The organism is Pontibacter sp. LHS1 (assembly GCF_058932855.1).
In genome coordinates this window covers 300,457-316,008 of record NZ_JBZYWF010000004.1, presented here as the reverse complement: position 1 = coordinate 316,008, position 15,552 = coordinate 300,457, and the positions used below count along the sequence as shown (strand labels likewise).

The 15,552-nt window shown below is 51.6% G+C and carries 11 protein-coding genes and 2 tRNA genes; 6 read left to right on the top strand and 7 right to left on the bottom strand.

The features are described from left to right. Position 1 precedes the first annotated feature (1 nt). Positions 2–2,239: a M28 family peptidase gene (locus AC5FXQ_RS10735; RefSeq protein ID WP_493602427.1), complete on the top strand. Its 2,238-nt coding sequence runs from the start codon at positions 2–4 to the stop codon at positions 2,237–2,239. Positions 2,240–2,345: 106 nt separating this feature from the next. Then, entirely contained in the window at positions 2,346–2,900 is a 555-nt protein-coding gene (locus AC5FXQ_RS10730; protein ID WP_493602426.1) for a DUF4142 domain-containing protein, read from the top strand. A 15-nt stretch (positions 2,901–2,915) separates the two neighbouring features. Here AC5FXQ_RS10730 and AC5FXQ_RS10725 read toward each other — a convergent pair whose 3' ends face one another. The 5 genes from AC5FXQ_RS10725 to AC5FXQ_RS10705 form a co-directional block, all read right to left on the bottom strand. Then, complete coding sequence (locus AC5FXQ_RS10725) at positions 2,916–3,584, bottom strand: hypothetical protein (RefSeq protein ID WP_493602425.1); 669 nt, start codon at positions 3,582–3,584, stop codon at positions 2,916–2,918. Between the two features lie 90 nt (positions 3,585–3,674). Continuing rightward, positions 3,675–3,860, bottom strand: coding sequence for a hypothetical protein (locus AC5FXQ_RS10720; RefSeq protein ID WP_493602424.1), 186 nt, complete (start codon positions 3,858–3,860; stop codon positions 3,675–3,677). A gap of 178 nt (positions 3,861–4,038) precedes the next feature. Beyond that, the gene (locus AC5FXQ_RS10715) at positions 4,039–5,046 is read right to left on the bottom strand and encodes a dipeptidase (protein WP_493602423.1); all 1,008 of its coding nucleotides are present in this window, start codon (positions 5,044–5,046) and stop codon (positions 4,039–4,041) included. A gap of 140 nt (positions 5,047–5,186) precedes the next feature. Beyond that, on the bottom strand, positions 5,187–7,652 hold the full coding sequence (locus AC5FXQ_RS10710) for a TonB-dependent receptor (RefSeq protein ID WP_493602422.1): 2,466 nt from the start codon (positions 7,650–7,652) through the stop codon (positions 5,187–5,189). 373 nt (positions 7,653–8,025) lie between these two features. Next, a complete protein-coding gene (locus AC5FXQ_RS10705) occupies positions 8,026–8,556 on the bottom strand; it encodes an RNA methyltransferase (RefSeq protein WP_493602421.1) in 531 nt (176 codons plus the stop codon). 602 nt (positions 8,557–9,158) lie between these two features. On the opposite strand from AC5FXQ_RS10705, the gene mutS reads away from it, so the two are divergent. The 4 genes from mutS to AC5FXQ_RS10685 all read left to right on the top strand — a co-directional run bounded on the left by mutS (position 9,159) and on the right by AC5FXQ_RS10685 (position 13,495). Next, the gene (gene mutS, locus AC5FXQ_RS10700; protein ID WP_493602420.1) at positions 9,159–11,789 is read left to right on the top strand and encodes a DNA mismatch repair protein MutS; all 2,631 of its coding nucleotides are present in this window, start codon (positions 9,159–9,161) and stop codon (positions 11,787–11,789) included. A gap of 167 nt (positions 11,790–11,956) precedes the next feature. Continuing rightward, positions 11,957–12,029, top strand: a tRNA-Gly gene (locus AC5FXQ_RS10695). 81 nt (positions 12,030–12,110) lie between these two features. Next, positions 12,111–12,194, top strand: a tRNA-Leu gene (locus tag AC5FXQ_RS10690). Between the two features lie 173 nt (positions 12,195–12,367). After that, positions 12,368–13,495 (top strand): class I SAM-dependent methyltransferase, encoded by a 1,128-nt coding sequence (locus tag AC5FXQ_RS10685; RefSeq protein WP_493602419.1) that lies wholly within the window; start codon positions 12,368–12,370, stop codon positions 13,493–13,495. Positions 13,496–13,629: 134 nt separating this feature from the next. On the opposite strand, the gene AC5FXQ_RS10680 is transcribed toward AC5FXQ_RS10685, so the two are convergent. Both AC5FXQ_RS10680 and rodA read right to left on the bottom strand, forming a co-directional pair. Then, positions 13,630–13,911, bottom strand: coding sequence for a DUF4242 domain-containing protein (locus AC5FXQ_RS10680; RefSeq protein WP_493602418.1), 282 nt, complete (start codon positions 13,909–13,911; stop codon positions 13,630–13,632). Positions 13,912–14,224: 313 nt separating this feature from the next. Beyond that, positions 14,225–15,550, bottom strand: a complete 1,326-nt coding sequence (gene rodA / locus AC5FXQ_RS10675) for a rod shape-determining protein RodA (RefSeq protein WP_493602417.1) — start codon at positions 15,548–15,550, stop codon at positions 14,225–14,227. Between the last annotated feature and the right edge of the window lie 2 nt (positions 15,551–15,552).

Sequence of the window (15,552 nt, the reverse complement as noted above, 5' to 3'; positions counted from 1 at the left end):
GATGAGTCCACCTGAAGCCCTGCCGGCTGATGCGCCAGCTACTGATTTTTCGGCGGAACGGGCTATGGCACACGTGCGGAAAGTGGCAAGCCAGCCGCATGCCATGGGCACACCGGGCCATGCGGAGGCGCGGCGGTACTTGCTGAAACAAATGGAGATGCTCGGGCTGCAGCCGGAGGTGCAGGAGGAGGTGATCGTCAATCAGGTGGGCGATGCCAGCAACGTGGGCTATGTATACAACCTGCTGGGTAGAATAAAAGGGACGCAACCAGGCGGCAAAGCCGTGCTGGTGATGGCGCACTACGACTCGCAGCCCAACACCCCCGGTGCCGGCGACGATGGCGCAGGTATAGCCGCTATGCTTGAAACAGCCCGTGCCCTGCAAATGGGTGAGCCGCTGCAGCACGACGTTATTTTTCTGATGACTGACGGGGAGGAGTATGGCCTGTACGGAGCGAAGGCCTTTCTGAAGCACCCCTGGGCGAAGGAGGTGGGCGTAGTGGTGAACGTAGAGGCGCGCGGCAATGCCGGCCCGAGCATGACCTTTGAGATAAGCCCTGAAAATGGCTGGATCGTGGAGCAGTTTGCTGCGTCGGCACCCTATCCGTTTGCCAGCTCCATGATGTATGAGGTATACCGCAACCTGCCCAACAATACCGACTTTACCGTGTTCAGAGATGCCGGGTATACAGGGGTAAACTCAGCTTTCATCGATGGCTTTGTGCACTACCACAAAATGACCGACTCGCCCGAAAACCTGGACCGCAGCAGCCTGCAGCACCACGGCAGCAACATGCTGGCGCTGGTGCGGCACCTGGGCAATATGTTGCTCGACGAAACCAAGGCGCAGGACAAGATCTTTTTTAACCCGGCAGGCAGTTGGCTGGTGCACTACCCGGCCGGGTGGAACCTGCTGTGGGCGGCGCTAACGACGGTGCTGCTGCTGGCATGTATCGTAGTGGGGACTCGCAGAAAGGCTTTTTCGGTGGTGCAACTGATCGGAGGCTTTGTCGGTTTCCTGCTGGTGGTTGGCATTGTGGCGGGGCTGACATTTCCCATCACTGGCTTTGTAAAAGGTGTGCTGCCTTACAGCCATGACATCAATGGGGTATACGGTGCCGGAAGTTTCTTTATGGGCTACCTGCTGCTGGCGCTTGGGTTGATGCTGCTGCTGAGCTGGCTGCTGTTGCGCTGGGTGTCGGTATTTGCCTTGACCATGGGCGTTTGCCTGCTTTGGTTTGCTCTGATGGTGGCAGCCTTGCTGCTGGTGCCGGCTGCGGCTTATCTGTTCATGTTCCCGCTGCTTTTCTGCTTGTTGGCCTTGCTGGTACTCTTCTTAAAAGACCTGCACCAGCAGCCGGTTGGCTGGGCTTATGCACTGGTGCTGCTGGCAGGTATAGCTCCCGCTATTTTCATGCTGATGCCGCTGGTGCGCTTCCTGTTTGTGGTGTTTGCCTTACAGATGCCTGTCGCTACAGTAGCCACGCTGCTCTTGCTGGCCGGTCTGGCGATCCCTTTGCTGGTCACAATAGAACGCAGCTTCGGCTGGCGTACACTGCCGCTTTTGCCTGCCTTCCTGCTTTTCGCTGGAGGTATACAGCTATTCAGGGCCATCGAAGCCGAGAAGCCAAACCCTGAGCAGCCCTTGCATAGCCATGTGAGCTACTACCTCAACGCCGAGGATAGTGTGGCAGTTTGGGCCTCGGCTTACCAGCGCACCGATGACTGGAACCGGCAGTTTTTCCCTAGCCCAACAACCGGAGCTCTGACTGAAATATACCCAATGGCTGCAAGGCAGTATCTGAAAAACGAAGCAGAGCCTATACCTGTGCAGGCGCCGGTAGCCAGTCTGGTGAACGAAGGAATAGCCCCTGGTGAACGTGTTTTGACCATCCGGCTACAGTCGCCACGTGGGGCAGCGCACCTGGACCTGGTGCTGCAGCCCTCCGTAGAAGACGGGATGCTGGGAGCCGCCATCAATGGGGAGGCGCTAGCCCTCGGGCCAATGGAAACAGCGCAGGGGCAGGTATACTTTGCCAAGGTGCACGGACTGCCGGACGCTAAAGAGGTAGAGCTGGAGGTGCGCCTGAAACAGAGCAGCAGTCTGCAGCTATACCTGTATGACGTGTCGATCGGTTTGCCACAGCAACTGGTGCGGCAGCCGATGCCCGCGCACGTGATACCGGAGCAGGGCCGCGAAAGTAACCTGACGCTGGTGCGGAAGTCGTACCGGTTTTAAACCTGATAAGGGATTGCTGTACTTTTAAGTGTTTTTGAGCATATGGCATAACTTGTGATGCCGGGCATACGGTATAGCTATTCAACTACCTGACGCCCCCTTGCTTATGCTCAACGATAAACTGCTCACCCTTGCCTTCGGGTTGTTATTTTTGCTGATGATCGCCTGTGGCGACAGCCCCAAAACTAACCAGACCAAAACTGCCACGCCTCCGGTTGTAAAGGAGATCAGCCGCAGCGCCGCCTTTATAGACTATGCCGCCAGTACTACTATGTTGCAGGCTGAACTGGCCCGCCTGGCTACCGAGCGTGCCCAATCCGAAGAGGTCAAAGCCCTGAGCGCAGAAATGCTGGCCTTTTATAGCGATGCGATGAAACAATTGCAGCAAGTTGCCAGAGCAGAAGGACTGCACTCCAGCCTACCTGATTCGCTGGGCTCAGCTGACAGGGCTACCATACAAGAATTCAGAAAATTGAGCGGGAGCGATTTTGATGAGCGCTACAAACAGTACGTATATGCCTCACAACAGTCGCAGCTGGACCACTACAGAGAAATGCTGCTGAAAGCGGAAGAAGAGGAAATCCGGAATTGGGTAAATGAGATGCAGTTGCAACTGCGGGCACGCCTGCAACTGGCTGCACAGTATGACAGTGCCAGGTAGGTATAGCGGATATGCTTAGCTCCAGAGATCGGCAGCCTTGCGGGCCATCCGGAAGAAAAGGTCTTTCTCAAGGCCTGCCACCTGTCTGGCCTCACACTCAGAATAACCGTTTTCGGAGGCGTTCAGGTAGTCGTAGTAGAGCTGTGCCAGCTCCAGTGAGTCGTCTTCAAACTGCTCCGTCATGTTTTCGCGCTGCAGTTTTTCGGGCTCGAATATTTTGGAAGGGTATAGCTTGTCCAACTGGTAGATCAGGTACTTCTGAGAGGTATTGTCAGATCGCTTGCTTCCGCCACCCAGCAGTTGCTCCAGGGGCAGGTCATCATCATCCTCATACTCGTCCTCAAACTCGTCATCCACAGCTAGTGGCTCATACACAACCAGGTCAAAACCGGTGAGCTCCAGGTAGTCATCAAACTGCTCTTTAATAGGTACCAGGGTAGGGGAGTCATGCTCACCGTTGAGCACGTTGGCCATGTGCAGGGCGATTTCCTTGCCTTTCTCGCCGGCGCCGATCAGAATTTGGTTGAATTGTGTGAAATCGCAACCCAGGTAAATGAATTTGTACTCATCATCGAGCACAGTAAAGCACCACAAGGTGATGAACTCCGTATCGTCTATTACGACTGTATCAATATAGAGCTCATTGATCTGGATGTAGTAAGGTGTGTACTGCGGAGAGTCCATGGCTGATTCGGCTTTTGGTGTACAGTATTTGCGTATACGCAGTTTGTTTGCACATGGCAAAGTTTCTATATAGAAAATAAGCGAATGGCCCTAATCTTCGTGTCGGTAAATATAGTACAATACCCCACCGAGCGCCGTAATGCCCGCCCGTATAGCCCAACCAATGCCCTCGCCCCACTGGTTTACCCAGTTTAAGGCCAGCAGGTTGGCGCCTGTAAAACCAATAACGAGTGAAACCAGCCCGGCAAGAAGGAGAAAGAGTCCAATGAATTTCATAACAGCATCTTATAAGGTGACAGACCTGATATACAGAAGTATGTTGTAACAAAGAATGACTTGTTTTGAACAGCCTCTATATAGTCCACTTTAAATATAATAAATATTATTTTCAGCACAAGTTTTTTGCTGAAAAAGCGTTGCCGGACACTCTCATTCTATTGGACAAAAGCACGAATCAGGACCAGATTCGGTCGACAAAGTTTTGTGCGTTTTTATAGGCAAGCTTGACGAGCTGTTCTTCGGAGAGGTGGTTTTGCAGGCGTTCCAGCAGGAAACTGTAGCTGGTACCTGCCTGCTCATGTTCCGGAAAATAAAAAGGAACACGTGTTGGATCCGGAAAGTCAGCGGTATAGAAATAGTCGGCGCCAAAGCAGATGGCATCTTCAGCACCTTTCCCAAAACCATATAGAATATGCTCCACCAGTGCATCGGGCTTCTCGTCGTTCACGAAGGCACGCAAAAAGTTCATGCCGATCAGGCCCTCGCGATGGATGATCTCCTGCACCAGCTCATCGGGCAGGTTACGATTATGCACCCATACAGGCCTGAAGTTGGAATGACTGGCGATAACAGGTATAGCAAGCCGCTCACGGTCGATGTGATCGAGGATATCGTGCGCCAGGGCATCGCTGGTGTGGGAGAGGTCAACGGCGATGCGGCGGCCATGCAGGTAGTCGAGCAGCATTTTGCCATCGCGGGAAATGCCCCTGTCCGTCATGTTGCCGCCCCCGAAGCGGTTGCCCATGTGGTGCGTAAAGCTGATGTAAAGCAGGCGGCCTACGGTATCGATGATCTTCTCAAGTTTCTTAAAGCCATCTTCCAGTGGCTCATCCTCTTCACAAAAGCCAGAGGCATTTTCAATAGCCGCCACCATGCCGATGTTGCCCTGGCCAGACAGCACCTGATGCAGGGCGTCTGGGTCTGAAACAGCTGTCAGGCAGCTTTTCTCGTCTTCTGCCAGTTTCTGGAATATTTCAGCCTGCAGGTGGGCATAATGGGTACTGCCCGGAGCGGTGGCGCAGTAAATGGCCATGGTCTGCAAGCGTACATTGCCTTGCGTGAGGGCGGGCAGGGCACAACCAATCTCGGCTACGTTGTCAATGGCCGAAGCAGGTACATCGGACAGGTATACCAGTAGGTCGCAGTGCAGGTCAACGATAGGCAGTCGGGCAGGAGCAGTCATTATGTTTGGTTTGGTTTCGGCTTAAGGTACGGAGAAGTCATGAAAGAAGGTATACCTGCATTGCCTTGGTACGAGTAAGGGGGTGCGCATAAAAAAAGCCGGAGATTGCTCCCCGGCTTGCGTTTGCCTATTCATCGCTGTTAATAATCAAATCCATCGTCACCGCCTCCCTGCTCATCGCGCTGTCTACGGCGTTCACGGTTGCTGTCTTCGCTGTTGAGGCGGTAAGTGAATCCAATAAAGGCGATGCGCGTCTGACGCTTGTTGTTGTGCGTCTGCTCAAAGCCCGGCCCGAAGCTCTCGAAGTTGAACTCGCGGGTGTCGAAGATGTCAGAGATGCGCAGTGTGATGGTGCCTTTCTTGTTGAGCACGTCTTTTTTCAGGCCCAGGTCCACTGCATACATTTCCTGCATCTGGCCCTGTATGTCGGCCATGGGGGCACGGTAGTTAGCCGACACTTGTATGGCAAGGTCTTTCCAGACGGTCATGTTGGAGTTAAGTTTGGAGTTCCAGGTCCACTGGTCATTGCTGAGCTCGGTATCGCCGCCCGCATCATTCAGTTCTACCCTGAAGCCCGATACGCTGGCATTGATTTTCCACCACTTAAATGGATTATACGTTCCGACCAGTTCCACACCGTATGACGAACCGCTGGCAAGATTAAGGAAGGTAGTGGACGTTACGCCAGAAGCCGGGTCAAAAGTTCGGAAACGCTGGATCTGGTCGTTGGTGCGACGGTAAAACAAGGTGGTGTTGAACGAGGTGTTGTCCCAGTACTTGATATAGCCCAGTTCGTAAGAGTTAATGAATTCGGGTAACAACTCCGGGTTGCCAGAGCGGATGTTTAGTGTGTCAGAGTAGTCGATGAAGGGGTTAAGCGACCAGGCCCTCGGTCTGTTAATACGACGGCTGTAGCTGAACTGTACCGTGTTGTCACGGCTGAATTCTTTTGTGACAAACAGACTTGGGAACAAGCTAAAATACTGGTTGTCGAACACCCTGTTCTGTGTGCGCTGGTCTGATTTGGTAAAAGTCTGCTCTGCCCGCAAACCCGCCTGGAAGCTAATGTCCTTAATCTTATTGCTGTAGTTGCTGTAAAGAGCATGCACCTGCTCGTCATACACAAAGCGGTTGGTCACATTGTCGTTCACCAGCCACTGGTTAGTCTCCGGGTTATAATTAAAGAACTTGTTGTCGTTGTCGAGCAACTGGAAACTGCTGCGGTAGCCAGCCTCAAAGCGACTGTTTTCGTTGATCGGGTGCACGTAATCAGACTGTGTCACAATGCGGCGGGTATTATCATCAGAAGTGACCCGCTGTTGGTTTATACGGTCGACAGGCTGTCCGTTTTCGAGTGTTAACCGCTGCATGATATTATCTACCTCGTCGCTGAAGCGCTCCGTGTAAATCACGTCAGCAGTCCATTCGCGGCCTTTCTGGTCGAAGGTGCGGCGGTAGCCGAGGTTGTAATCCATCACGCCATCGGCTTCGGTGCCGCGTGTCTCACGCAGATTCAGGCGCGTCAGGTTCATCTCACCATCCAGGTTGCGGTTCAGAATGCTGTTGAAGCCCCGCTCGTCGCCGGTGCGGTATAGGGCAGATGCCGAGATGGTGTTTTTGGGGTTAATGCTATAGTCGGCCCCGAACCGGAAGCTGTGCGAAATATCGGTTCGGCGGTTAGAGCCCAGGTCTTCACGGAAAGTGCCCTCCTCCAGGTTAGTCAGGAAAGAGCGGCGCACGCCCGGGCGGTAGCTCCTGCGGAAATCGTAGCCGCCGTTGAAATTCCACTTGTAATGGCGGTAGTTCAGGTTGAGCGAGCTGTTGTAGTTCTCGTAAGTACCCACATTCACAGTGGCAGTGCCATTGAAGCCGGGCTTCATGTTCTTCTTCAGGATCAGGTTGATCACACCGGATGTGCCTTCCGGGTCATACTTGGAAGAAGGATTGGTGATCAACTCTACGCTCTCGATCATGCTGGCCGGAATCTGGTCGAGCGTCAGGTTAGACAGGGCTGTGCGCTTGCCGTCTACGAGTATGGTTACGTTAGAGCTTCCCCGCAGACTCACATTGCCATCGAGGTCCACATCCACAGAAGGCACGTTTTGCATGGCATCGGCTACGCTACCGCCCTGGGCAGCAATGTTCTGCTCCATGTTCACTACTTTTTTGTCGAGCTGAAATTCCACCATGGGCCTTTCGGTCACGATCTGCACCTCTTTGAGCTGCGTAGCACCACCTTTTACAGGTATAGCGCCTAGTCTGATGTTGCTGTCAGTATCAGTTATCCTGATATTCGGGATGAAACGGGTCGGGTAGCCTACAGAGGAGATGCGCAGAATAAACTGCCCTTGCGGTACACGGTCGAGTTCGAACTTGCCTTCTATATCGGAAGTGGCGCCCGTTACCAGGCTGGAGTCGCGGGCAGTCAGGAGTACAATATTGGCGAAGCCCAGAGGAGCTTTGGAGTCGGCGTCCTGCACAGTGCCGGATACTTTGCCGCGGATACTGCTGGTGTTTTGGGTGGGTTGGTCCTGCGCCTGCAGGTCAGGTAGAGCGCTTAGGTATAGAAATGCTAAAAAAAATAATGGTAAAACGTAGGTTCTCATAATTTTAGATACGGAAATGTCAAGAAAGCGCTGAGCTGCTTCAGGGTGGGAAGCGATAGGGTAGTGTAGGAAATTGTGCCGGGGCTGGCCGTTCCTTTCCATCTGAGAAGATCACAGTTCGCCCCGGCTTCAACTATTAGCCACAAGTAGGACAGGTGGGAAAGGTAAAGGTTTAATCAGTGGGCGAGATTTTTTGGGGAAAGAAGCCGTATTAGTGCAATTGGTCGGCTGATCGCTTTTTAATATATTGGTAGATAGGCGTTTATGTGGTTGGTGATTTTTTTAAAATTGTTATTAAAACTTCATTTGACAAGGGGAGCATAGTAAAATTCCTGCCCTCGGTAGTTTGAGGGACAGGAATTTTACTATGCTACTATGGCATCACCTTACTCAGGAAATCCCACACGACGACACCGGTAGCTACTGAAATGTTGAGCGAGTGCTTGGTACCGAACTGCGGGATTTCGAGCACAAAGTCAGAATGGTTGATGACCTCCTGCTCTACGCCAAATACTTCATTGCCAAGCACCAGAGCGTACTGCTGCTGCGGTTCAGGTATAAACTTATTCAGTTTCAGGCTATTCTCGGCCTGTTCCACAGAGCCAACCTTATACCCTTGGGCTTTCAGTTGCTTCACCAGCTCCAATGTGTCCGGCACATGCTCCCATTCTACCGATTCTGTAGCGCCAAGGGCCGTTTTCTCGATGTCGCGGTGCGGTGGGGTGCCGGTAATGCCGCAGAGGTATACCTTCTCGACCATAAAGGAGTCGGCGGTGCGAAAGACAGAGCCCACATTATTGAGGCTGCGCACATTGTCGAGCACCAAGACTAACGGTATTTTTTTCTTATTTTTGAATTCTTCAACCGAGTCGCGGTTGAGGTCGTCCATGGAGAGTTTACGCATTTTTTTGTAGGCAAAGGGTATTGTGGCAAAGATACGAAAAGGTTGTCTGAATCAGGATTTACGGATTTGCAGGATTCTCACAGATGCCGGGCCCAACCACCCCTAACCCCTCCTTATCCAAGGCGGGGAATCTGGAGCTACCATTTGAGAGGTCTAGGTATTGTAGTAAACATACTACTGGATGGTATAGCAAGACTAACTCGCACGCTTACAATGAAACAATCAGCAGTGCCAGGTGCGCCCTTTGACGCTCCACTGTTGGGGGTGAAGGGGTCCCCCTGTCAAGAGCGTTCAGCGAGTGGGGGTAGGGGCCCTCGACTTGGAGCGTCTTGATTTTTTTGCTTACTGGGGGTAGGGGTCCTCGATTTTTTCATCAAGGAAAAAAGTAAGGCCCGTCCGGCCAGGACATACGGTGCCCGCCGCACAGGCGAAGCTATAGAACTAGATAGGTAGCTATACCTGCAAAAGCCGTAGCTACAACGCGAGGAAAGCGATATACCATACACTGGGCAAGAGGCCCCACCATAATAGTCACGAGCGAGGACGCTCGCGCCATAATGATTAAGATTAACCGGGATCAGTCCCAACAAAGACATACAGGTATGAAAGGAGGAGACAACGGTACAGTAACCCCACTGATGAAACAGTACAACGCCATAAAGGCGAAGCATCCGGGGGCGCTGCTGCTATTCAGGGTAGGGGACTTTTACGAAACCTTCGGCGAAGATGCCGTGAGGGCAAGCAAGATATTGGACATTGTGCTGACCAAGCGCGGTGCTGGCTCGTCTTCTGAAACGGCACTGGCCGGTTTCCCGCACCACTCCCTGGACACGTACCTGCCCAAGCTGGTGCGTGCTGGTGAGCGCGTGGCCATCTGCGACCAGCTGGAAGACCCGAAATCAGTGAAAGGTATTGTGAAGCGGGGCGTAACCGAGCTGGTAACACCCGGTGTTTCCTTCAATGACCAGGTGCTGGAACGGCGCAGCAATAACTATCTGGCTGCCGTGCATTTTGGTAAGACCGAGGCCGGCATTTCTTTCCTGGATATCTCAACAGGTGAGTTCATCACCGCGCAGGGTGACAAGAACTACGTGGGCAAATTGCTGCAGAGTCTGGCTCCTGCGGAGGTGCTTTTCTGCAAGCGCGAGAAAGAAACCTTCTTTCAGAGCTACGGTCCCGACTTTAGATTTTATGCGCTGGAAGAATGGGTATTCAGCCACGACTTCGCTTACGAGTCGCTGACGCGGCATTTTAACACCACTTCGCTTAAAGGTTTTGGTATAGAGGGGATGCAGGAGGCGATTACGTCAGCGGGCGCAATACTGCATTACCTCTCCGAGACGCACCACAACGAGATCAGCCACATCGCCACCATCTCCCGACTGGAGGAGGATAAGTATGTATGGCTGGACCGCTTCACGGTTCGAAACCTCGAGCTGGTGTATCCGCAAAATCAGGATGGTGTACCACTGATTCAGATCCTCGACCAGACTACTACGCCGATGGGTGCCCGTTTGCTCAAGAAGTGGGTGGTGCTGCCGCTGAAGGACGTGGTGCAGATTAAGCGCCGCCTCGACACGGTAGAGGCCCTGACGAAGCACTCCGAATTGCTTGACGAGCTATACCTGCACCTCAAACAGATCAACGACCTCGAACGACTCATCTCCAAAGTGGCCGTGCGCCGTGTGAACCCACGGGAGCTCATGCAACTGGCAAAGGCGCTGGATGCCATTCAGCCGATCAAGAAAATGCTGGCAGCCAGTAGTATACCTGCGCTTGTAAAGCTAGCCGACCAACTGGCCCCTTGCGACGGCCTGCGCGAGGAAATCAAGAATATTTTGAAGCCGGATGCGCCGATGCTTACCAATCAGGGCAACATGATCAACGATGGCGTGAACGAGGAGTTGGACGAACTGCGCAAGATCGCTTTTTCAGGCAAAGACTATCTGGCCCAACTGCAACAGCGGGAGGTGAAGAATACAGGTATAAGCTCTCTGAAAATCGCCTATAACAAGGTATTTGGTTATTATCTGGAGGTGACGCACGCCCACAAAGACAAGGTGCCGGCCAGCTGGATCCGCAAACAGACGCTGGTTAACGCCGAACGTTACATCACCGAGGAGCTAAAGACCTATGAGGAGAAAATCCTGAATGCTGAAGAGCGCATTTATACCATCGAGTTCAGTTTGTTCAACGAACTGGTGCTGCAAGCGATGGACTACGTGGGGCAGATTCAGCAAAACGCTAAGGTCATCGCTGTGATCGACTGCCTGAGCGCTTTTGCAGGTATAGCGGTGGCCGGTAATTACGTGAAGCCGGAGGTAAGCGATAGCCACGTGCTCGACATCAGGAAAGGCCGCCACCCGGTTATTGAGAAGCAGCTGCCGTTGGGGGAGGAGTATGTGCCGAATGACATTTACCTGGACAACGAAGAGCAACAAGTTATTATCATCACTGGCCCGAACATGGCGGGTAAGAGTGCCCTGCTGCGCCAGACAGCCCTGATCGTGCTGATGGCGCAGATCGGTTGCTTTGTGCCAGCAGAAGCCGCCAAGATCGGCATCATTGACAAGATTTTTACCCGTGTGGGCGCTTCGGATAACCTCTCGAAAGGTGAATCAACCTTTATGGTGGAGATGACCGAAACGGCCAGTATCCTCAACAACCTCTCTGACCGCAGTCTGGTGCTAATGGACGAGATTGGGCGAGGTACCAGCACATACGATGGTATATCAATTGCCTGGGCCATTGTAGAGCACCTGCACAACCATCCGAAATTCCGGGCTAAGACGCTTTTTGCAACCCACTACCACGAGCTCAACCAACTGGCCGAGGACCTGCACCGCGTGAAGAACTTCAATGTATCGGTGAAGGAGACGGGAGGTAAGATCCTGTTCATGCGCAAACTGGTGGAAGGCGGCAGTGAGCACAGTTTTGGTATTCACGTGGCCCAAATGGCGGGTATGCCGAACAGTGTGGTACTGCGGGCCGATGAGATCATGCACCACCTCGAGAAAGAGAAGGTATCGGAACAGGCGCCGAAGCAGCGGATGAAGTCAGCCCCGAAAAATAACTACCAACTCAGCATGTTCGAGCTGCAGGACCCGCAGCTGCAACGTGTAAAAGAGCTGATGGAGCAGCTCGATATTAACACAATCACGCCTGTAGAGGCTCTTTTGAAACTCAACGAGCTCAAATTACTGTTGAAGGATAAAGGCGAAATGGTACGCTAAGCGGTATAGCGGAGCTTCGACTAAATTTTTTTTGAAAATTTTCTCGCTGAAAATCAATGCAAAAAGAAAAAGTGATGGAAAATTTTATCGCTGCCTCTTGACTTCTGAAATTTTGTCTATATCTTTGTATCACTAAATCGCTAAGGGGGTTTAGGGAATGACTAAAAGCGGGAGTAGCTCAGTTGGTAGAGCGCGACCTTGCCAAGGTCGAGGTCGCGAGTTCGAACCTCGTCTCCCGCTCAAATGAAGAAGATAAAAGACGTTGTGATAAGCAACGTCTTTATTTTTTAAAGTCACTTCTTCGGGATCAGCCCGAAGGTTGCCGGGATGGTGGAATTGGTAGACACGCAAGACTTAAAATCTTGTGGCCGCAAGGCCGTGCGGGTTCGATTCCCGCTCCTGGTACTACAATTTGAGGAAAAAGCCCTTGTAACGGAAGTTGCAGGGGCTTTTTGCATTATAGCGCAACAGGCGGGCAACAAAATTGCTGGAGCCGAGTCCTAAACAGCGGCAGAAGCAGGTTTGCCGTATGTGAGGGTTCGAGAGTAAACGAACAATAGAAGGTAAGCTGATCACACATGGCTGGAGCAGAGAGTAAGAGCTTCTTTAAGAAAGAAAAGACTGTTGCTGACATCAGGGAAGAACTATTATTGAGTTCCTTTGAAGCTTGGGCAGGAGCTATGATGCAGCACCCTCTGAGCACTGGGAAGCCAATCCTTTTCCTCGATTTTGAAGCCGGACAAGATGGCTGCCCGTTTAGTAACACAAGTCCTTCTTCTCAAATATTAAGACTCCTCTACAAAAGTACAGGTACCCGAACCGATCTAAACAAAGCCGTGAAGGCCTTTTTCTACGATACTGATCCTGCTGCTTTGTGCCGATTGCAAGAGCAGGTTGAGCAACTGCCTTACTTTTCGGAGTTGCAACACACGCCGGTCTTCTTGGACCAGCAAACGGCGGAAGCAGACCTGAGCCAGGTGCTGGGCGAAGAGTCGGCGGCTTTTGCTTTTATGAATCCATTCAGCAACAGCTTTTCACTTAAAGGGTTGTGTGATTTGCTGCAGCATGGGGAGGCGGGGCTGTTCTTGCATTTCACGCCACAGGACCTGCAGGCAGCTCTGAAAAAAACAAAAACTGATGAAACATTGAGTATGTTCTTCGGAGAACGACTTGGTCAACTAAAAGACTTTCAGAAGAAAAACAGGAACATCGAAAGAAGAGAGGAGTATCTGTCAGACAGCTTTGAAAGCATCTTAGCAGAAAAAGGCTGCTATACCTTGCGATTCAGAATTTGCCGGTCTGATAAATTGCAAACGAGCCGCTATCTGGTATTTGCTTCTAAAATGGAGCAAGCCTATATCCGCCTTAAAGATATCATGACGCAGTACAGCGACTTTCAGGAAGACGGTGTGCCACTATTTGGGGCTAACCTGCAGCACCAGCAAATGTCCCTGTTTCAGGAACATTACAAGTACTCCATCGCCAATTTAGTGCGAGACCTTGCTGGGCGAGGCAAAGATTATAATAGCCGATCGGTACAGCAGGTATACGAAAAGCACAGCGTTGGCACCCACTATATACTAGAGAACTATAAGGAGGCTTATGAGTGGCTACTAAGGCAGGGGAAAGTACGTTTTACAAATCCTAAGACCGGGCAGGTTATCTCTAAACCGACCTATACTTCAAAGATAAGGTATAGCACCTGAAGAAAAAGATGGGGTAGTATTGGACAGAATACACAAAGCTATACCTGCTACCAGCGTTCAGCCAGTATATACCTGTATCCAAATTTCATTGAAAGTCAGCTTAGCACAGCTGCTCTATTTGGTTTCCGATTAGGCTAAGCCGGTTGTTCTGCGGTAACCGGATCTATCATGGCATACACTCTCTTTACAGAGTTTGCCGGGAAGCCGCCTTGCTTTGCGTGCTCCCGCACCATTTCTTCGTCTGGTGCATTGTAGACACAATAGATCTTGTTATCCGTCACATAGCTGTGTACCCACTGTATTTTGGGGCCCATGTTGTCCAGTACACCACAGGAAGTCTGTGAAATGGACTGTAACTGCTCCTGCGTTAAATTACCAGCGCCCGGAACTTCTCTTTCAATTACATACTTAGGCATTTTATTTAGTTTTAAAATTGGCTGTAGCTTATGCTTCAAATTATCTTTAACTGCAGTAACAGGTATGTAGGGATACTATTTAACGCTAACGTTATATGCTTTTAGCAAGCTGCATCAGCCTATAGCAATTTAGTGAACAGCCTTTTTTCCAGGACCAAGCTGTTAGAGGTAGAAGTGCTTTGGAAGTAGGCTTTGCTTTTTAGTATTATATAGCCCCTTTGGGTTTAAGTGCGGGATAAAATAGGAAGTCCGTGCAGAAGGCACACTTCTGCACGGACTTATAAAGTTTTGCTCTAGGATATAAGGCTAAACCTTATCGCACCAATTCTCTATTTCTGTTCGCGTCAATAGCCAGCAGGATGAACAGCAGGATAGTAAACGACCACAGCGAAGAACCACCATAGCTGAAGAAAGGCAATGGTATACCTACTACCGGCGCCAGACCGATGGTCATGCCTACGTTGATAACAAAGTGGAAGAAGATAACCGAAACCACACAGTAGCCATAGGTACGGCCAAAGACGGACTTCTGCCGCTCGGCAATGTACACGATTCGCATCATGAGCAACAGAAAGAGCGCTATCAGGATGGTGCTTCCCACCCAGCCGTGCTCCTCGCCAATGGTACAGAAGATAAAGTCGGTACTCTGCTCGGGCACGAAGTCGAACTTGGTCTGCGTTCCCTCCAGAAATCCCTTGCCCCAAAAACCGCCTGAGCCGATGGCGATCTTCGACTGCGTTACGTTCCAGCCGTAGCCCAGCGGGTCAGCCTCGGGGTTGATCAGCGCCTTGATTCGGTTCTGCTGGTGCGGCTGCAGGATATCGTTCACGAAGTAGTCGACGCTAAACACCATGCTTACTACCAGCACGAACAGCGCGATCATGGTTTTGAAACGGCGCATGAGGCGGTAGTCCAGGAACATGGCCAGGCCCATGAGCGCGGCAATACCAATGAGTAGGTATAGCTTAGGTACTAGCAGGGTCAGGATAAAAATGGCTGCCGCCGAGCCGCCAATAATAAGGATAAGTGGCGACATGCCTTCGCGGAAGAACGCCAAGATAAAAGCGCCGAACACGAGTGCCGAGCCTGTTTCGTTTTGCAGGATAATGATAACCGCGGGAAGAAAGGTGATGGCAGCTAGAATCATCTGGTCTTTCATCTTCTGCTGACGCAAACTCACTTGGCTCAGATATTTAGAGATGGCCAGGGCCGTTGCAAACTTAGCTAGCTCGGCAGGTTGCAGGCGAAAACCACCTCCCAGATCGAGCCAGGAGCGTGAACCTGCTACAGGGTTGGCTACGGCCAGCGTAAAGAGCAGCAGGAGTATAATGCCGCCATAAATGGGAAAAGCCAGGTGCTCGTATACCTTATAATCGACTACGAGCAGCACAATCATCAGAATCACACCAGTGGCAATAAACGTTAGCTGCCTACCAGAATTTATGTCGAAGCTGAAGATATTCACTACGTTGTCAGGGCTGTATACCACGGCATAGATGTTCATCCAGCCCAGCGCAACCAGCACAAAGTAAATCAGCACGGTGAACCAGTCCAGGTTGCCAAACACGCTGGTTGTCTGGCGACGGCTGCTAGGCTGCACAACTCTCTCCTTAAGTAATCCCTGTCCTCCTGTTGGCATAG